We start from the raw sequence: 15,952 nt of genomic DNA, 5'->3' as shown, positions 1-15,952 counted from the left end.
GATTCCATTAATAATTATCTCAACGCCAATACTTATTTCTGAATTTCTTCTCGTGATTTTTTACATATATAAAAATATTAATTTCGTGAGTATAACAAGAGAATACGATCTGGAAAGATTGTAAACTGAGTAATATGATTCTTTAGTTTAAGAAAATGGATAGCTACAATTGTAATTTCAATGTAATTAAATGTTGCATAGGTAGATTAGTGAATGACTAGTAGAAAAGATATAGAAAACGGTAGATTAATTTATACTGAAGATTTGGGGTGGATTGATTTAGGTCATGCGAAAGGTGATGATTCTAAAATGTTGTGGAGTCAATTAATCACTGAAGGTAATGATTCACCTTATAAAAAAGGCTATTACTTGGTTTACTATTTTCAGGAGATGAGTAAATATAATATTTCAACCAGAGTTGCTGCTCAGTGGATGGTAAAAAAAGGATTATCTATAGAAACTAAAAGGTCCATTGCATTTTCAATGATGTATTGTGTTTCATTGGAGTTTGAGGCTTTGCAATCAAACTCGTTTTTTTCCCGTTTCAGTGACAGTGGGTTCAGTTGTGAGGATTTAGTTTCAAATTTATTAGGTTTCTATAAATCTGTATTGCCAAGAGATTATATGTCTTTAATAAAACCCAAAAATAAAGAATATGCATATAAAATATGGGATTATTATGGTCCCGTTGGTAAGTATAAGAATATACCCGTTATCTTTCAAGTTGCCTCTTTGTTGGCTGCACTCGCTCACCCCGGTCACATAGTTATCTATGCTCCCGGGGATTCTCTCCCTTGCCGTCGCGATGCATCTTGAAATCCATAGGGTATAGAGAACTTAAACCTTGGTTTTTTCCTGATCCTGATAAGTATCCTAATAATGCTTTCCCATATAAGAAAAGCCTCCCTTATTACCTTAATATAATTAAACCTTTTTATTCTTATGGAAAGGATATTGTTATTAGTCATTATAAACCTACAACTATTTATGGTCTGAAATTATGAATAAATTAACCGTGACAATAGTAATAATATTAATTATGGCGTTATCTTGTATATGCTTATTTTTATGGTTATTTATGATGCCTAATGTTATTTATAAAGAAAATGATTTTTTAAAATATCATCTTCTTACTAATGAAAAAATAAAAGAAACTCCTCGTATTTCTAAAAATTATTTTTTCGAATATTATCCAAATGATGAATCATCGCCTATATATAGTTCTATTTATTTTTGTGATTTGATAGATATGGAAAATAGTTATAATAGAATTGTTGATTATATAAAATCAACTGGCTATATAGTCAATAATGATGCAATATGGTATATGAAAGGTTCTGAGACTATATATGATGATTCTTTTATATTGTTAAAGTCGTCTGTAGTTGGGAATGAGAAAAAAGAACATTGCTTAGAATTAACCTTCGCTGAAAATGTTAAATGAGTTTAATAAGCTATAATTATTATTTGATATTATGATAAACCATGCATAAAATAAATAAATAAATAAATAAATAAATAAATAAATAAATAAATAAATAAATAAATAAATAAATGTCTAGTATTGATTTTTTCAAAAGAGATAAAATAATTGAAAACATATTGGGGATTTCTCCCCAACATATTGATTTTAACGAACTCTCTCGTCCCATATACTATATCCAGATGTACCTGCAATATGGTGTTTCCATGTTATATTGCCATAGGCAATGGATATTATTTCGTAGGGCTGTGCATCATTATGGGTAAGTGAATTAGGATAATGAGTGGATATGCTTTTTATCGAGGCGTGCATAATATCAATTGAATAGTATTTTTCCTGAGCACCATTACTTGATGTTCTATAAAAATCTAATCTACAATTTATGGATTCATTTTCTGATATTGCTATGCCTAATAGCGGTGAGGATTTATCTATTGGTTTAGTGATTGAAATAGGTGAATGATTAACATTTTGTTCTCTGCTGATATCATGGTCGAATGAATATACATAAATTTCATTTTCATGACCTGTTTGATATTTATTTCCGATGGAATCATAGGTAGAACAACCACTGGATATCAGCCCTTGTTTTTTACCTGTAATGGTTAAATATATCGTGTTCGCCATAGTATTTACCTTTATTATAAGCTTATAAGGATATACCCGTCATCTTTCAAGTTGCCTCTTTGTTGGCTGCACTCGCTCACCCCGGTCACATAGTTTGCTATGCTCCCGGGGATTCACTCCCTTGCCGTCGCGATGCATCTTGAAATCCATTGGGTATACAACGTTTTTTATCGGATTGTTGAAGGAGGAATCTTTGGCGTTGTGACGACCTATTTTAATTCCTCCTTGATTATACCCGTTATCTTTCAAGTTGCCTCTTTGTTGGCTGCACTCACTCACCCCGGTCACATAGTTTGCTATGCTCCCGGGGATTCGCTCCCTTGCCGTCGCGATGCATCTTGAAATCCATAGGGTATAGTAATTAATCCAAAATAATATGTGGATAGAAGCGAGATAAATCTTGGGTGATTAATTCACTGTCTTCCCGCAAACCAATGCCGCAAGGCTGATCATTCACCAGCCAGCTACCAATTACCGTATAATTGTCACCGAATTTTGGCAATGTATGAAATTGCTGAACGATCATGCCTTCTTTACCGTAAGGACCATCAACACTGGCAATTTCCTTACCCTTTTCAATGATGCGGATATTAGCCCCTTCCCGTGAGAACAGCGGCTTAATAACATAGCTATCCATTGCTGGGTAGTTATCATCAGCAAAATAAGCTGGTAGCAAGTTTGGATGATTTGGAAACATTTTCCACAACATGGGTAGCAATGCTTTATTGGAGATAACACTTTTCCAGGCGGGTTCTAACCAACGAACGCCAGCATCTTCCAATTTAGTAGCGAAAATCTCACGGAACATTAATTCCCAAGGGTAGAGTTTGAACAGATTGCTGATCACCTGATCTTTCAGGTCAGTAAATTGTCCTTTTTCTCCCAAGCCGATATCTTCAATAAATAAAAATTCGGTTGGAACACCCGCTTCCAGCGCACAATCTTGTAAATATTGCACGGTGCCGCGATCTTCTTCCGTATCCTGACAGCAGGCCATGTGCAGTAAGCCAAAGCCATGTTCATCACGCAACTGAGCAAAGCGTTCAATTAATTGCTCTTGCATGCTGTTGAATTGATCGGCATGTGCTGGCAGCAACCCGGCATTCATCTGATCTTCTAACCAGATCCATTGGAAAAAAGCGGATTCATACAACGAAGTTGGCGTATCAGCATTATTTTCCAACAATTTTGCCGGGCTTTTACCGTCGTAAACCAAATCTAAACGGGAATAGAGTGATGGCTGGCTGGTAATCCAGGAGCTACGGACAAAATCCCAACAATGTTTTGGAATCTGAAACTTAGTCAGCAATTCTTCACTATCGACGACTTTCTCCACTACCTGCAAACACATTTGGTGTAGTTCAGCGGTGGTAGCTTCGATTTCTTCAATTTGAGCGAGAGAAAACTGGTAATAAGCCTCTTCACACCAGTAGGGTTTGTCATACATGGTGTGAAAATTAAAACCATATTCTATCGCTTTTTCTCGCCAATCCGGGCGTTCAGTAATCGCAATACGTTTCATCCGTGGTTAGCCTCCTGCTGAACGAGATGTGGAGCCTGAAGAGGCGCTGCTGCGTTGCATGGCTGACTGTTTTGCAACAGAGTCGCCGAAGCCGCCGCGGGTAATGGTTGTCGTAGTTGCTGGTTTTGGCGCCATAGCTGTTTTAGGTACTGTCATGGAACGACCGCCTGCGGTTGCTGGGCCATAGCTTTTACCCGACGCATCAACGAATTGACCGTTTGCCGGGCTGGCGGCGGATTTGGAACTAAACAGAGGTTGTGATGGCGCTGAACCGCCTCCCATTAAACGTCCCATCATATAACCTGCCATCAGCGGCATCCAGAAGCTGCCGCTTTGCTGTTGTTGCGCCTGTGCTTGACCATTGGCGTCGGTACTGGAAGCGGAGGCGCCAGGGCCGGCTTGTGCCGGGGTTTGAGTACATTGCGCTTCGCCAAATTCAGCAATGCAGTCTTCTTTGGTGGCATATTTAGGCGCGGTTTTTTCCGCTTCTTTCAACGCATTGTTGTAAGCAGTAGTACACTGCGCGCTTTGTGATGGATTGGCTTGAGAACATTCATCTGCATTCATGTAAAGAGAGACAGTTTCGTCACTCTTTTCACAGGCAGATAACATGAAAACCGCACTGACAGCTATTGCCACAGGTGCAAGGCGATAGTTACGCCAAGCCTTACGGAATGTGTCGTGGTTAATATCTTTGGTCCGCTTTATTGTCATAGTCGTATACCCAGATTTTAGGTGTCTGTAATTCTTTCTTGAAATAGCTTTAAGAATAGGGGAAATATGAACAAAATTAAAGCATAAACCTTCGAATTGCTAGCTTGATTTTTTGTCTGACAAAGAAGTTGCCGGATATTGATTATCTGGTATTCCGTTTAATCTGGTTTTAATGTTGCAAAATATCTATTTTTTAGAAAAATAGTGCCGTAATTAATGTTTTATAATATTAATCTTAATTGCGTTGATTCAGGTAAATTAAGGTAATTTAATATGTAAAAAGATTATATAAGTGAATCTGATAATTATATTTTCTACTTTTCATATCCAGAAAATAATCTTAGGAATATAATCTTAAATTAATAACTAATTGTTATTATATCCGTTATCTTTCAAGTTGCTTCTTTGTTGGCTGCACTCACTCACCCCGGTCACATAGTTTGCTATGCTTCCGGGGATTCGCTCCCTTGCCGTCGCGATGCATCTTGAAATCCATAGGGTATATATTGTCTGAATTAAGAAATAGCGGATTTTATTTTAAAACAGATTACCATTGGTGGTAGGAAATAAAACAGCCCACTTAGTGGTGGGCCGTTTATTATTAAAGACAGAATAACTGAATCAGTTACGAACAGATGTTGCTGGCGTTGCTGTTTCCTGAACAATGCTGTCAGCGGAAGTTGAGAGCTGTTTACCTAGCGTATTATTCAGAGCAACTAAATCCTTCTCATTTAACGTACCAAGCGCATGCTGAATATTCAGTTGATTAATCAGATAATCATAGCGAGCATTGGATAGCTTCTGTTTGGCCTCGTACAACTTTGTCGTGGCATTCAGTACATCAACAATGGTACGTGTACCAACTTGATAACCCGCTTCCATTGCGTCGAGTGAGCTTTGCGCGGAAACAACAAGCTGTTTATAGGCGTCGATACTGCTGATGGAAGCCGATATGTTGTTAAAGGAAGAACGGACAGTCTGTACAACATTACGGTAAGCGCTCTCTAATTGTTCGCTGGCGCTGACAAAACCATATTGTGCTTGTTCAACGCGGGAGCTGGTTGCGCCGCCGCTATAAATTGGCAGACTTAGTGTCAGGCCAACGCTGTTTTCACCGCTATAGTTGTTTGCTCTGCCTGGTATATGATTCTGGCTGTTTGAAACATTGGTAGAAGCGCCTAAATCAATAGTTGGCATATGGCCGGCTTGGGCTGCTTTGATTTGTTCGCGAGCCAGATCCTGACTTAAACGGGCGGATAGCAGATTTAAATTACGTTTCTCTGCCTCTTTCAGCAGAATATCTACCGTTTCTGGTTTCCGTGTTTTGAAATGATCAATATTCAGCGAGGCTAGCCGAGGGTAATAAATACCCGTTACCTGACGCAGAGCTTCCAATGCATTGTCCAGATCATTACGGCTGACAACTTCCTGAGCGAGTACGTCATCATAGTTAGCACGGGCGTTCTGGACATCAGTAATTGCAACCAGACCGACATTAAAACGTTGAGTCATTTGATCCAACTGGCGATAAATGGCCGCTTTCTGAGCTTCAATGTAGGAGAGCGTATCAATGGTGCGTAGTACCTTGAAATAAGCTGTCGCACTATCCAGAATCAGTTTTTGTTCACTGCTTTGATAGCTAACATCAACAATACCTGCCGTTTTTTCTTCTAAGTTCAATTGGCGCCATTTAGACATATCAAAAATGGTCTGACTCAAGCCAAGCTTCGCATTCAATGTATTGCTTTCTGTGTCACGTTGATCGCGGTAACCACTGTTATAGGAGTATCCGGTATTTAATTCCAACTGAGGTAATAACGGGCTACGGGTTTCATTAATTTTTTCAAAAGCTTTATTACGTTCAGCCATTGATTTACGTAGTTCAGGGTTACTCTCTTTTGCTTGCTTATAAACTTGCAAAAGATCTTCAGCCTGACTCATTGAACTCAATCCCGTCAGGCTCATAGCGATAAAAATGGAGAGCAGTTTCTTCATTGTAATTCCTTGATTGCACAGCTATTTTGCTCGTTGTCTATCCCATTAGACTATTTTATTCGCCATGCTCTGTCATAAAGAGTGAATGCTCCGGGGGCTGCCCGTTGCCCGAGTTCACTATTCATTTACAAGAATGGCCTGTCATTTACAAGAACGGCCTGCACCAATTACGCCTATTGGGATAGACTCTTACGTTGCCTTGGTGAAAAACGAAATGTTACTGATTCTAGCAGAGTATGCTATCAGCCAAAGGTAGCCGTTTGTGCCATATTGCCTTAATTTAGCTTAACTTTACACCACCAAAGGATGAATTTTTTAACTCTGCTTGATTAATATCATCTTAGTGGCTAGCCAATAAGGAAGTATTGAGGAGAATTTTATGCATAAGAAGTCGTCAACACCAGTTATATTGGATAAGCAGGATGTGGAAATTATCACGAAAAAAAGTTTATACAATGGATTCTTTAAACTGACGAATTACCGCTTCCGCCATCGATTGTTTGCTGGTGGTTGGAGTGAAGAGGTGAGCCGTGAAGTGTTTGAACGGGGCCATGCCGGCGCATTGCTGCCTTATGATCCACGTCGTGATGAGGTTGTATTGATCGAGCAGATACGTATTCCTGCAATAGAGACAAAGGCAACGCCGTGGTTACTGGAAATTGTCGCCGGTATGATTGAAGAGGGCGAAGAGGTGGAGCAGGTGGTGCGCCGCGAAACAATGGAAGAGGCAGGAATTGAAGTTAAACGTTGCAAACCGGTGTTGAGTTATCTCTCCAGCCCAGGAGGAACAACGGAACGTATCTCTGTGATGGTGGGGGAAGTGGATTCGACGACAGCTACCGGTATTCATGGCTTGTCTGGCGAACATGAAGATATTCGGGTGCATGTAGTCAGTCGTGAGCAAGCTTATCATTGGATGGAAGAAGGAATTATCGATAATGCTGCTTCAGTTATTGCGATACAATGGCTGGCATTACACCATGAAAAGTTAAAAAAAGAATGGAATTCAGATAATTCCTAATTTTTAACCGAGAAAAGGGAAGTGTGTGCCAGTCAGCAGATCTCTTGCGTTAAAACGAGTTATGATGCTCGCCGATGACTTATAGGACAAGGAAACCATTTGGAAAGCCAGTTTGAACTGCCTGTGGTAGAGGGAACCACAGCCAAAATATTGCAAATAACAGATACGCATCTTTTTGCCAATAAAGAAGATACTTTATTGGGTATTAATACTTATCGCAGTTACCAAGCGGTGCTGGATGCCATCCTCAAGCAAAATGCTGATATTGATTTAATCGTAGCGACAGGTGATTTGGCGCAGGATCAGTCGCTGGAGGCTTATCGACATTTTGCTGATGGTATTGCTCGTTTACCGGCGCCTTGTGTCTGGTTGCCGGGTAATCATGATTATCAGCCCGCGATGGTGGATGCCTTGGCGGCGGCTGGCGTTTCTCCGTCGAAACAGATTTTAATCGGTAAGCACTGGCAACTTCTGATGCTTGATAGTCAGGTGCAGGGCGTTCCTCACGGGGAGTTGTCGGAGTATCAGCTTGAATGGATGAAAAAGTGCCTGGATAGGTACCCTGAACGTTACACGGTGATCTTGCTTCATCATCATCCATTACCATCAGGTTGTACCTGGCTGGATCAACATAGTTTGCGCAATTCACATATTCTGGCCCAGTATCTGCAAGGTTACTCACGGGTTAAGGCGATGCTTTGCGGACATATACATCAGGAGATGGATCTGGATTGGAATGGCGTCCGTATGATGGCGACGCCATCAACATGTGTGCAATTCAAACCACATTGTACCAATTTTACACTTGATACTGTTGCTCCGGGATGGCGTTATCTCGAATTGTCTGTTGCCGATAATGGCGAATTTAGCTTGGCGACTCAGGTCCATCGACTGGAGAGTAATGAGTTCTGCCCTGATTTAGATTCGGATGGATATTAGGTTGTGTTTGTCTCCTTGTGTTGCTGTGTTACTCTCTGCTTATTGGATTTGTTGAGCCTCACTATTTGTGGCTTGTTGCACAGGAGCGTAGCGGCCGGTGGTATTTACGCACAATTGAGGGGCACGGCCTGATGTCAACGTTACTCTATTTGCACGGTTTTAACAGCTCTCCACAGTCTGCAAAAGCAAATGCCTTAAAAGCGTGGCTGCATCAGCATCATCCTGACATTGAAATGCTGGTGCCTCAGTTACCGCCTTATCCTGAAGAAGCGGCTGATTTGCTGGAAAATTTGGTGATGGAGCGTGCCGGGGATGATTTGGGTATCGTTGGTTCTTCTCTCGGTGGTTATCTGGCGATATGGCTTTCACAATGTTTCAGCTTGCCTGCTGTAGTTGTCAATCCAGCCGTGCGTCCGTTTGAATTACTGCGGAATTATCTTGGGGAAAATATTAACCCCTATACCAACCAACGATATACGTTGGAGCCGCGCCATATTTATGACCTCAAAGTTATGCAGATTGAACCGCTGGAGTCGCCGGATCTTATCTGGTTATTGCAGCAAACCGGAGATGAGGTACTGGATTACCGCCAGGCAGTTGCTTATCTGGTATTATGTAAGCAAACTATTGAATCTGGCGGTAATCATGCCTTTATCGGGTTTGAACACTATTTCCCACAAATCATCAATTTTCTTGGGCTTTCTAGTGATGGTGAGAAAAAACTTGCCAAAAATGTTTGAACGACTGGTATTATCAACAGTATACAAAACTGATTAGCCCTTTAATCAAGAAGCAACCAACAGAATTACAACATGACTCAATCTAGTTACAACGCAGATGCCATTGAAGTTCTCAGTGGTCTGGAGCCGGTTCGCCGTCGTCCGGGAATGTACACTGATACAACTCGTCCGAACCATTTGGCACAGGAAGTGATCGATAACAGCGTGGATGAAGCTTTGGCGGGTCACGCTAAACATATTGAAGTGATCCTTCATAGCGATCAGTCACTGGAGGTCATTGATGATGGCCGCGGCATGCCGGTTGATATTCATCCAGAAGAAGGGGTTTCAGCGGTTGAATTGATCCTGAGCCGTTTACATGCCGGTGGTAAATTTTCGAATAAAAACTACCAGTTTTCTGGTGGTCTCCACGGTGTGGGTATCTCGGTGGTTAATGCTTTATCCAAGCGGATTGAAGTTACCGTCCGCCGTGACAGTCAGATTTATCAGATCGCTTTTGAAAATGGCGATAAAGTACAAGAATTGGCAGTAATTGGCAGTTGCGGCAAGCGCAACACCGGTACCAGCGTTCACTTCTGGCCTGATGAAAGTTTCTTTGACAGCCCACGTTTCTCGGCTTCTCGCTTGACCCATTTGTTGAAAGCGAAAGCGGTGTTATGTCCGGGAGTAGAAATTGTTTTTAAAGATAAGATCAACGATACCGAGCAGAAATGGTGTTATGCCGATGGTCTGACTGACTATCTCATGGCGGCGGTTAATGGCCTGATAACCTTGCCGGAAGCGCCGTTTGTCGGTACTTTCAGTGGTGCGACCGAAGCGGTTGACTGGGCGTTGCTCTGGCTGCCGGAAGGGGGAGAATTACTGGCTGAAAGTTACGTGAACCTTATCCCGACGATGCAGGGCGGAACGCATGTAAACGGGCTACGTCAGGGGTTACTGGATGCAATGCGTGAATTTTGCGAATTTCGCAATATTTTGCCGCGTGGTGTGAAGCTTGCCGCCGATGATATCTGGGATCGCTGTACTTATGTTCTGTCGGTAAAAATGCAAGATCCGCAATTTGCGGGTCAGACTAAAGAACGCCTCTCTTCGCGCCAATCTGCGGCTTTTGTTTCTGGTGTTGTCAAAGATGCTTTCAGTTTGTGGCTGAACCAGAATGTTCAGGAGGCGGAGCAACTGGCTGAATTGGCGATTGCCAGCGCACAACGTAGAATGCGTGCAGCAAAAAAAGTTGTGCGTAAAAAATTGACTAGCGGCCCGGCATTACCGGGGAAACTGGCCGACTGCACATCACAGGATCTCAATTTCACTGAACTGTTTCTAGTGGAAGGCGATTCTGCGGGGGGATCGGCAAAACAGGCGCGTGATCGTGAATATCAGGCGATCATGCCGCTGAAAGGGAAGATTCTGAATACCTGGGAAGTCTCTTCGGATGAAGTGTTGGCATCACAGGAAGTCCATGATATCTCCGTTGCCATTGGGATCGACCCGGATAGCCACGATCTCAGCCAGTTACGCTATGGCAAAATCTGCATTCTGGCGGATGCGGACTCAGACGGTTTGCATATTGCGACGCTGTTGTGCGCACTGTTTGTCCGCCATTTTCCAACATTGGTTAAGAACGGCCATGTTTATATGGCAATGCCGCCTTTATATCGTATTGATCTAGGTAAAGAAGTGTATTACGCACTGGACGAAGAGGAAAAAAGCGCGGTGTTGGATCGTCTGAGCCGCAAACGGGGTAAACCTAACGTACAGCGCTTTAAAGGATTGGGTGAGATGAATCCAATGCAATTGCGTGAAACGACGTTAGACCCAAATACCCGTCGTCTGGTGCAGTTGACTATCGATGATGAAAACTATCAGGAAACCTTCTCGGTGATGGATATGCTTCTGGCGAAGAAGCGTTCAGAAGATCGCCGTAACTGGCTGCAAGAGAAGGGCGATACGGTAGAAATTGAAGTATAACGCCCACAGGGATAGTCAAAGAAGATTCTGAGGAAATTAGCGAATGAGTGAGATAACTCACGATGGCGTGGAGCGTTTGCCGCTCCACGCATTTACGGAAACCGCCTACCTGAACTACTCCATGTACGTCATCATGGATAGGGCGTTGCCTTTTATCGGCGACGGTTTGAAACCGGTTCAGCGCCGTATTGTTTATGCCATGTCGGAATTGGGCTTGAACAATACCGCCAAATTTAAGAAATCCGCCCGTACCGTGGGTGATGTACTGGGTAAATACCATCCACATGGCGATGGTGCTTGTTATGAAGCTATGGTGCTAATGGCGCAGCCATTTTCCTACCGTTATCCTTTAGTGGATGGGCAAGGGAACTGGGGGGCGCCGGATGATCCCAAATCTTTTGCCGCGATGCGTTATACCGAGTCTCGCTTGTCCAAATATGCCGAGTTGCTGTTAACTGAATTAGGGCACGGTACTGTTGATTGGGTGCCAAACTTTGACGGCACGTTGCAGGAGCCGAAAATGCTGCCGGCGCGTTTGCCAAATATTTTGCTGAATGGCACCACTGGTATTGCGGTGGGGATGGCGACAGATATTCCGCCCCATAACGCTCGTGAAGTGGTGAACGCACTGGTCACGCTGCTGGATAAGCCACAGAGTTCCCTTGATGATCTGATGGAACACGTTAAAGGCCCTGATTATCCGACCGAAGCGGAGATCATCACTTCTCACGAAGATATCCGTAAGATTTATAAAAGTGGCCGTGGTTCGGTACGGATGCGCGCTGTTTGGTCAAAAGAAGATGGCAATGTCGTGATCACCGCGTTGCCGCATCAGGTTTCCGGCGCCAAAGTATTGGAACAGATCGCCAACCAAATGCGGGCCAAAAAGCTGCCTATGGTTGATGACTTACGTGATGAATCTGATCATGAAAATCCAACTCGTCTGGTTATTGTTCCTCGCACAAACCGGGTTGATTTAGAACTGGTGATGAGTCATCTGTTTGCGACCACGGATTTGGAAAAAAGTTATCGCGTCAACCTGAATATGATTGGGTTGGATAACCGTCCGACTGTGAAAGGGCTGGTTGAGATCCTCTCTGAGTGGCTGGTATTCCGCCGGGAAACGGTTCGTAAGCGTCTGAACCATCGTTTAGAAAAAGTCCTTAAGCGTTTGCATGTGCTGGAAGGCTTACTGATCGCCTTTCTCAATATTGATGAAGTCATTCACATTATCCGTAGTGAAGATGAGCCAAAACCGGTATTAATGTCACGTTTTGGTTTAAGTGAGACGCAAACAGAAGCCATTCTTGAGCTGAAATTACGCCACTTAGCTAAACTGGAAGAGGTGAAAATCCGTGGCGAACAGAGTGAGCTGGCAAAAGAGCGCGATAAGTTACAGGCGATTCTGGGTTCTGAGCGCAAACTGAACACGTTGTTGAAGAAAGAGATCGTGGCTGATGCGGCCGCTTATGGTGACGAGCGTCGTTCTCCAATGAGAGAACGTGATGAAGCCAAAGCGATGAGTGAGCATGACATTGCGCCTTCTGAGCCGGTGACAATCGTATTGTCTGAAATGGGTTGGGTACGTAGTGCGAAAGGCCACGATATCGATCCGGCCGGGCTGAATTACAAAGCGGGTGATAGCTTCCGTGGCGCGGCCCGTGGTAAGAGTAACCAGCCGGTGGTTTTTATTGATACAACAGGTCGCAGCTACTCGCTTGATTCACGGGATTTGCCTTCTGCCAGAGGGCAAGGGGAGCCACTGACGGGGAAACTGACTTTGCCTGCCGGGGCAACGGTAGAGCATGTATTGATGGCGCCTGATGAACAGAAGTTCCTGATGGCCTCTGATGCCGGTTATGGTTTTATCTGTAATTTTAGTGACTTGGTTGCTAAAAACCGAGCAGGTAAGGCACTGATTACATTGCCGGAAAATGCTCGCGTCATGACGCCGCTGGAAATTAATCACTCGCAGGATGATATGCTGCTGGCAATTACCAGTGCGGGCCGGATGTTAATGTTCCCGGTTGCAGATTTACCGCAACTTTCTAAAGGGAAAGGGAATAAGATAATTTCTGTTCAATCAGCCGCAGAAAATGACCTGTTGAGTTGGTTATTGGTGCTATCGCCACAATCGTCTATTACACTTTACTTTGGAAAACGTAAATTAACGCTGCGTCCTGAAGATCTTCAAAAATTCCGTGCAGAACGTGGTCGTAAGGGAACACCTCTGCCTCGAGGGTTGCAGCGTATTGAACGGGTTCAGGTTGAAACACCACCTTCTACTATTGGGTAACTGAATAGTGGGATTAAATAAAACTAACGGGCCTAAAAGGGTCCGTTAAATAAGAGGGGACTATGTTAGCAATTATCCGCGGCATTATTGTTATTTTGTTTTCGATTGTAGTGTGTGTTTCTGGTGCTATTTACTGTTTATTCAGACCACGTCACCCTGACCATGTTATGGTGTTTGGCAATATGTTTGGTCGGTTGTCGAAAATATTTGGCGTCAAAATTATTGAGCGCATTCCTGCTGAAGCCAGGCATTATGGTCCGAGTATCTATATTGGCAACCACCAAAACAACTATGACATGATAACCATGTCTAATGCGGTTCAGCCGGGCACAGTGACGGTAGGTAAAAAAACTTTGGCGCTGATCCCATTTTTTGGTCAGCTTTATTGGTTGGCCGGCAATATTCTGATTGATCGTGCTAACCGTGCTAAAGCACATGGCACGATTACCCAGGTTGTAGAGCAAATTAAAAATCGTCATCTTTCTGTTTGGATGTTTCCGGAAGGGACACGTAGTCGTGGTCGTGGTTTGTTGCCGTTTAAAACCGGTGCTTTTCATGCTGCGATCTCGGCGGGAGTGCCTATTGTGCCGGTTTGTGTCTCTTCCATCACTAATGGCAAGATTAAGTTGAATCGCTGGAATAATGGCTCCGTCATTGTTGAAATGTTGCCTCCTATTGATACTTCTGGATATACCAAAGAGCAGGTGCGTGAGCTGGCGGAATATTGTCATAAAGTGATGAAAGTTAAAATAGCAGCATTGGATGAAGAATTGGCTGCAATGGAGAAACAGGATAAGTACTCATAATAGGTTATTTTTGACCACTCTTTTATAATAAAGTGTGGGTCTGACAACGGCGATAGCTTTTAAGCGTACTTTAATCCTCACATATTTAGTATATGTGAGGATTTTTGTTCGTTGTCCATGTTCACAATTCATTATTAGTCGAAAATGATATGTACTGATCACTGACAGGGAGAGATTCGTGTAATGCATTCAGATAGTTTAATTCCCTCCATATTCGCGTTATGATGAGTGCTTGATAAATAATGCTTTTGTTAAGCGCAATCAAAAGGATAATAAGCTTTAATAACTTCAATATTGAGTTATTCGCTTCCGGGGTGAATGGATTGCAGTGTCTCGGCTATTTTTGAGGCATATAAAACCGGAATTTAATTAAGTCTGTCGCGGAGAAAATATGTCATTTAGTCGGCGCCAATTTATTCAGGTATCAGGCTTGGCAATGTGTATCGGAGCCGCTCCTTTATTGGTTCGGGCCAGCAAAAATCAGCAGACTGCTTTGCCGGTTCCCCCTTTATTGGAATCCCGTGGTGGGCAGCCGCTATTCCTGACTTTACAAAAAGCGCATTGGACTTTTGATGGACAATATAAAACCAGTGTATGGGGAATTAATGGCCAATATCTCGGTCCGACTGTACGGGTTCATAAAAACGATGATGTCAAACTGATATACAGCAATCGGCTAGCGGAACCGGTTTCAATGACCGTCAGCGGATTACAATTACCGGGTACATTGACTGGCGGGGTTGCCCGTCAGATTTCTCCGGGGGCGGATTGGTCGCCAGTGTTGCCTATTCGTCAGCAGGCGGCAACTTGCTGGTATCATGCCAATACGCCTAATCGGATGGCGCCGCATGTTTATAAGGGTTTGGCTGGCATGTGGTTGGTGGAAGATGAAACCAGCCGCCATTTGCCATTGCCAAAACATTATGGCGTTAATGATTTCCCGGTTATTCTTCAGGATAAACGGTTGGATAACTTTGGGGTTCCTGAGTATCAGCCGACCTCTGATAGTGGATTTATCGGTAATACTCTGTTGGTTAATGGCGTACAAAATCCTTTTATTGAAGTATCTCGCGGCTGGATTCGTTTACGTTTACTCAATGCATCCAATGCCCGCCGATATCAGCTACAAATCCGTGATGGCCGTCCTTTCTATATGATAGGCACTGATTTGGGGCTGTTACCTGCGCCGATAGCCGTTCAGCAACTCTCCCTTGCGCCAGGAGAGCGGCGTGAAGTATTGATTGATATGTCCAAAGGAGACGAAGTTGTTGTTACCGCAGGTGAATCGGCAGGGATACTTGATAAGTTACGTGGGTTGTTTGAACCCTCCACAGTGTTAAATTCCAGCACTGTTCTGACCATTAAAGCAACAGGTTTATTATCTTTGGTGACAGATGATCTCCCATCTCGTCTGGTTGATGATGTCACGCCGGTTTCCAACGCAATTCGTAACCGGGAAATTTATCTTGATGGTAATATGCCGGGAATTAACGGTGCATTATGGGATATGAATCGGGTAGATATTACCAGCCAACAAGGAACTTGGGAGCGCTGGATCGTAAATGCCTCTGTCCCACAACCGTTCCATATTGAAGGTGTGCAGTTTAAGGTGATTAATCACAATGGCGGGGCACCTCAACCGCAAGATTATGGTTGGAAGGATACTGTTTGGGTTGATGGGCGAGTAGAGTTACTGGTTTATATGAACCAGCCATCTTATGAACACTTCCCATTCCTCTATTACAGCCAGATTTTGGAAATGGCCGATCGCGGCTCTGTTGGGCAATTAGTGACTGTACCGGCTAATCAGTAAATGAAAATAATTAAATAAAGCTGAGGCG

The 15,952-nt window shown here is 43.3% G+C and carries 13 protein-coding genes; 9 read left to right on the top strand and 4 right to left on the bottom strand.

Annotated elements, in window-relative coordinates:
- Positions 1-213: 213 nt before the first annotated feature.
- Entirely contained in the window at positions 214-816 is a 603-nt protein-coding gene (locus tag TI10_RS24890) for a hypothetical protein (protein WP_049582653.1), read from the top strand.
- A gap of 184 nt (positions 817-1,000) precedes the next feature.
- The gene (locus tag TI10_RS07315) at positions 1,001-1,444 is read left to right on the top strand and encodes a hypothetical protein (RefSeq protein ID WP_139180506.1); all 444 of its coding nucleotides are present in this window, start codon (positions 1,001-1,003) and stop codon (positions 1,442-1,444) included.
- A 186-nt stretch (positions 1,445-1,630) separates the two neighbouring features.
- Here the strand turns inward: TI10_RS07315 and TI10_RS07310 are convergent, their stop codons facing one another.
- The 4 genes from TI10_RS07310 to tolC all read right to left on the bottom strand — a co-directional run bounded on the left by TI10_RS07310 (position 1,631) and on the right by tolC (position 6,341).
- Positions 1,631-2,110: an Hcp family type VI secretion system effector gene (locus TI10_RS07310; RefSeq protein ID WP_049582651.1), complete on the bottom strand. Its 480-nt coding sequence runs from the start codon at positions 2,108-2,110 to the stop codon at positions 1,631-1,633.
- 361 nt (positions 2,111-2,471) lie between these two features.
- A complete protein-coding gene (locus TI10_RS07300) occupies positions 2,472-3,632 on the bottom strand; it encodes a glutathionylspermidine synthase family protein (protein ID WP_049582649.1) in 1,161 nt (386 codons plus the stop codon).
- A gap of 6 nt (positions 3,633-3,638) precedes the next feature.
- Positions 3,639-4,346, bottom strand: a complete 708-nt coding sequence (locus TI10_RS07295) for a DUF1190 family protein (RefSeq protein WP_049582648.1) — start codon at positions 4,344-4,346, stop codon at positions 3,639-3,641.
- Between the two features lie 621 nt (positions 4,347-4,967).
- Entirely contained in the window at positions 4,968-6,341 is a 1,374-nt protein-coding gene (tolC, locus tag TI10_RS07290; RefSeq protein ID WP_049582647.1) for an outer membrane channel protein TolC, read from the bottom strand.
- 379 nt (positions 6,342-6,720) lie between these two features.
- Between tolC and nudF the strand changes: the two genes are divergently transcribed.
- From nudF to ftsP, 7 genes are all read left to right on the top strand, one after another.
- Positions 6,721-7,362, top strand: coding sequence for an ADP-ribose diphosphatase (gene nudF, locus TI10_RS07285; RefSeq protein ID WP_049582646.1), 642 nt, complete (start codon positions 6,721-6,723; stop codon positions 7,360-7,362).
- Positions 7,363-7,461: 99 nt separating this feature from the next.
- Positions 7,462-8,301, top strand: a complete 840-nt coding sequence (cpdA, locus tag TI10_RS07280; RefSeq protein WP_049582645.1) for a 3',5'-cyclic-AMP phosphodiesterase — start codon at positions 7,462-7,464, stop codon at positions 8,299-8,301.
- Between the two features lie 131 nt (positions 8,302-8,432).
- On the top strand, positions 8,433-9,041 hold the full coding sequence (gene yqiA, locus TI10_RS07275; RefSeq protein WP_049582834.1) for an esterase YqiA: 609 nt from the start codon (positions 8,433-8,435) through the stop codon (positions 9,039-9,041).
- Positions 9,042-9,113: 72 nt separating this feature from the next.
- Complete coding sequence (gene parE / locus TI10_RS07270; protein ID WP_049582644.1) at positions 9,114-11,009, top strand: DNA topoisomerase IV subunit B; 1,896 nt, start codon at positions 9,114-9,116, stop codon at positions 11,007-11,009.
- A 43-nt stretch (positions 11,010-11,052) separates the two neighbouring features.
- Positions 11,053-13,305: a DNA topoisomerase IV subunit A gene (gene parC, locus TI10_RS07265; RefSeq protein WP_049582643.1), complete on the top strand. Its 2,253-nt coding sequence runs from the start codon at positions 11,053-11,055 to the stop codon at positions 13,303-13,305.
- Between the two features lie 62 nt (positions 13,306-13,367).
- Complete coding sequence (locus tag TI10_RS07260; protein WP_049582642.1) at positions 13,368-14,111, top strand: 1-acylglycerol-3-phosphate O-acyltransferase; 744 nt, start codon at positions 13,368-13,370, stop codon at positions 14,109-14,111.
- 391 nt (positions 14,112-14,502) lie between these two features.
- Positions 14,503-15,924: a cell division protein FtsP gene (gene ftsP, locus TI10_RS07255; protein ID WP_049582641.1), complete on the top strand. Its 1,422-nt coding sequence runs from the start codon at positions 14,503-14,505 to the stop codon at positions 15,922-15,924.
- The last annotated feature ends 28 nt before the right edge of the window (positions 15,925-15,952 follow it).

It is taken from the genome of Photorhabdus luminescens subsp. luminescens, from assembly GCF_001083805.1.
Taxonomy (GTDB): domain Bacteria; phylum Pseudomonadota; class Gammaproteobacteria; order Enterobacterales; family Enterobacteriaceae; genus Photorhabdus; species Photorhabdus luminescens.
This window is presented reverse-complemented; position numbering and strand designations above follow the sequence as displayed.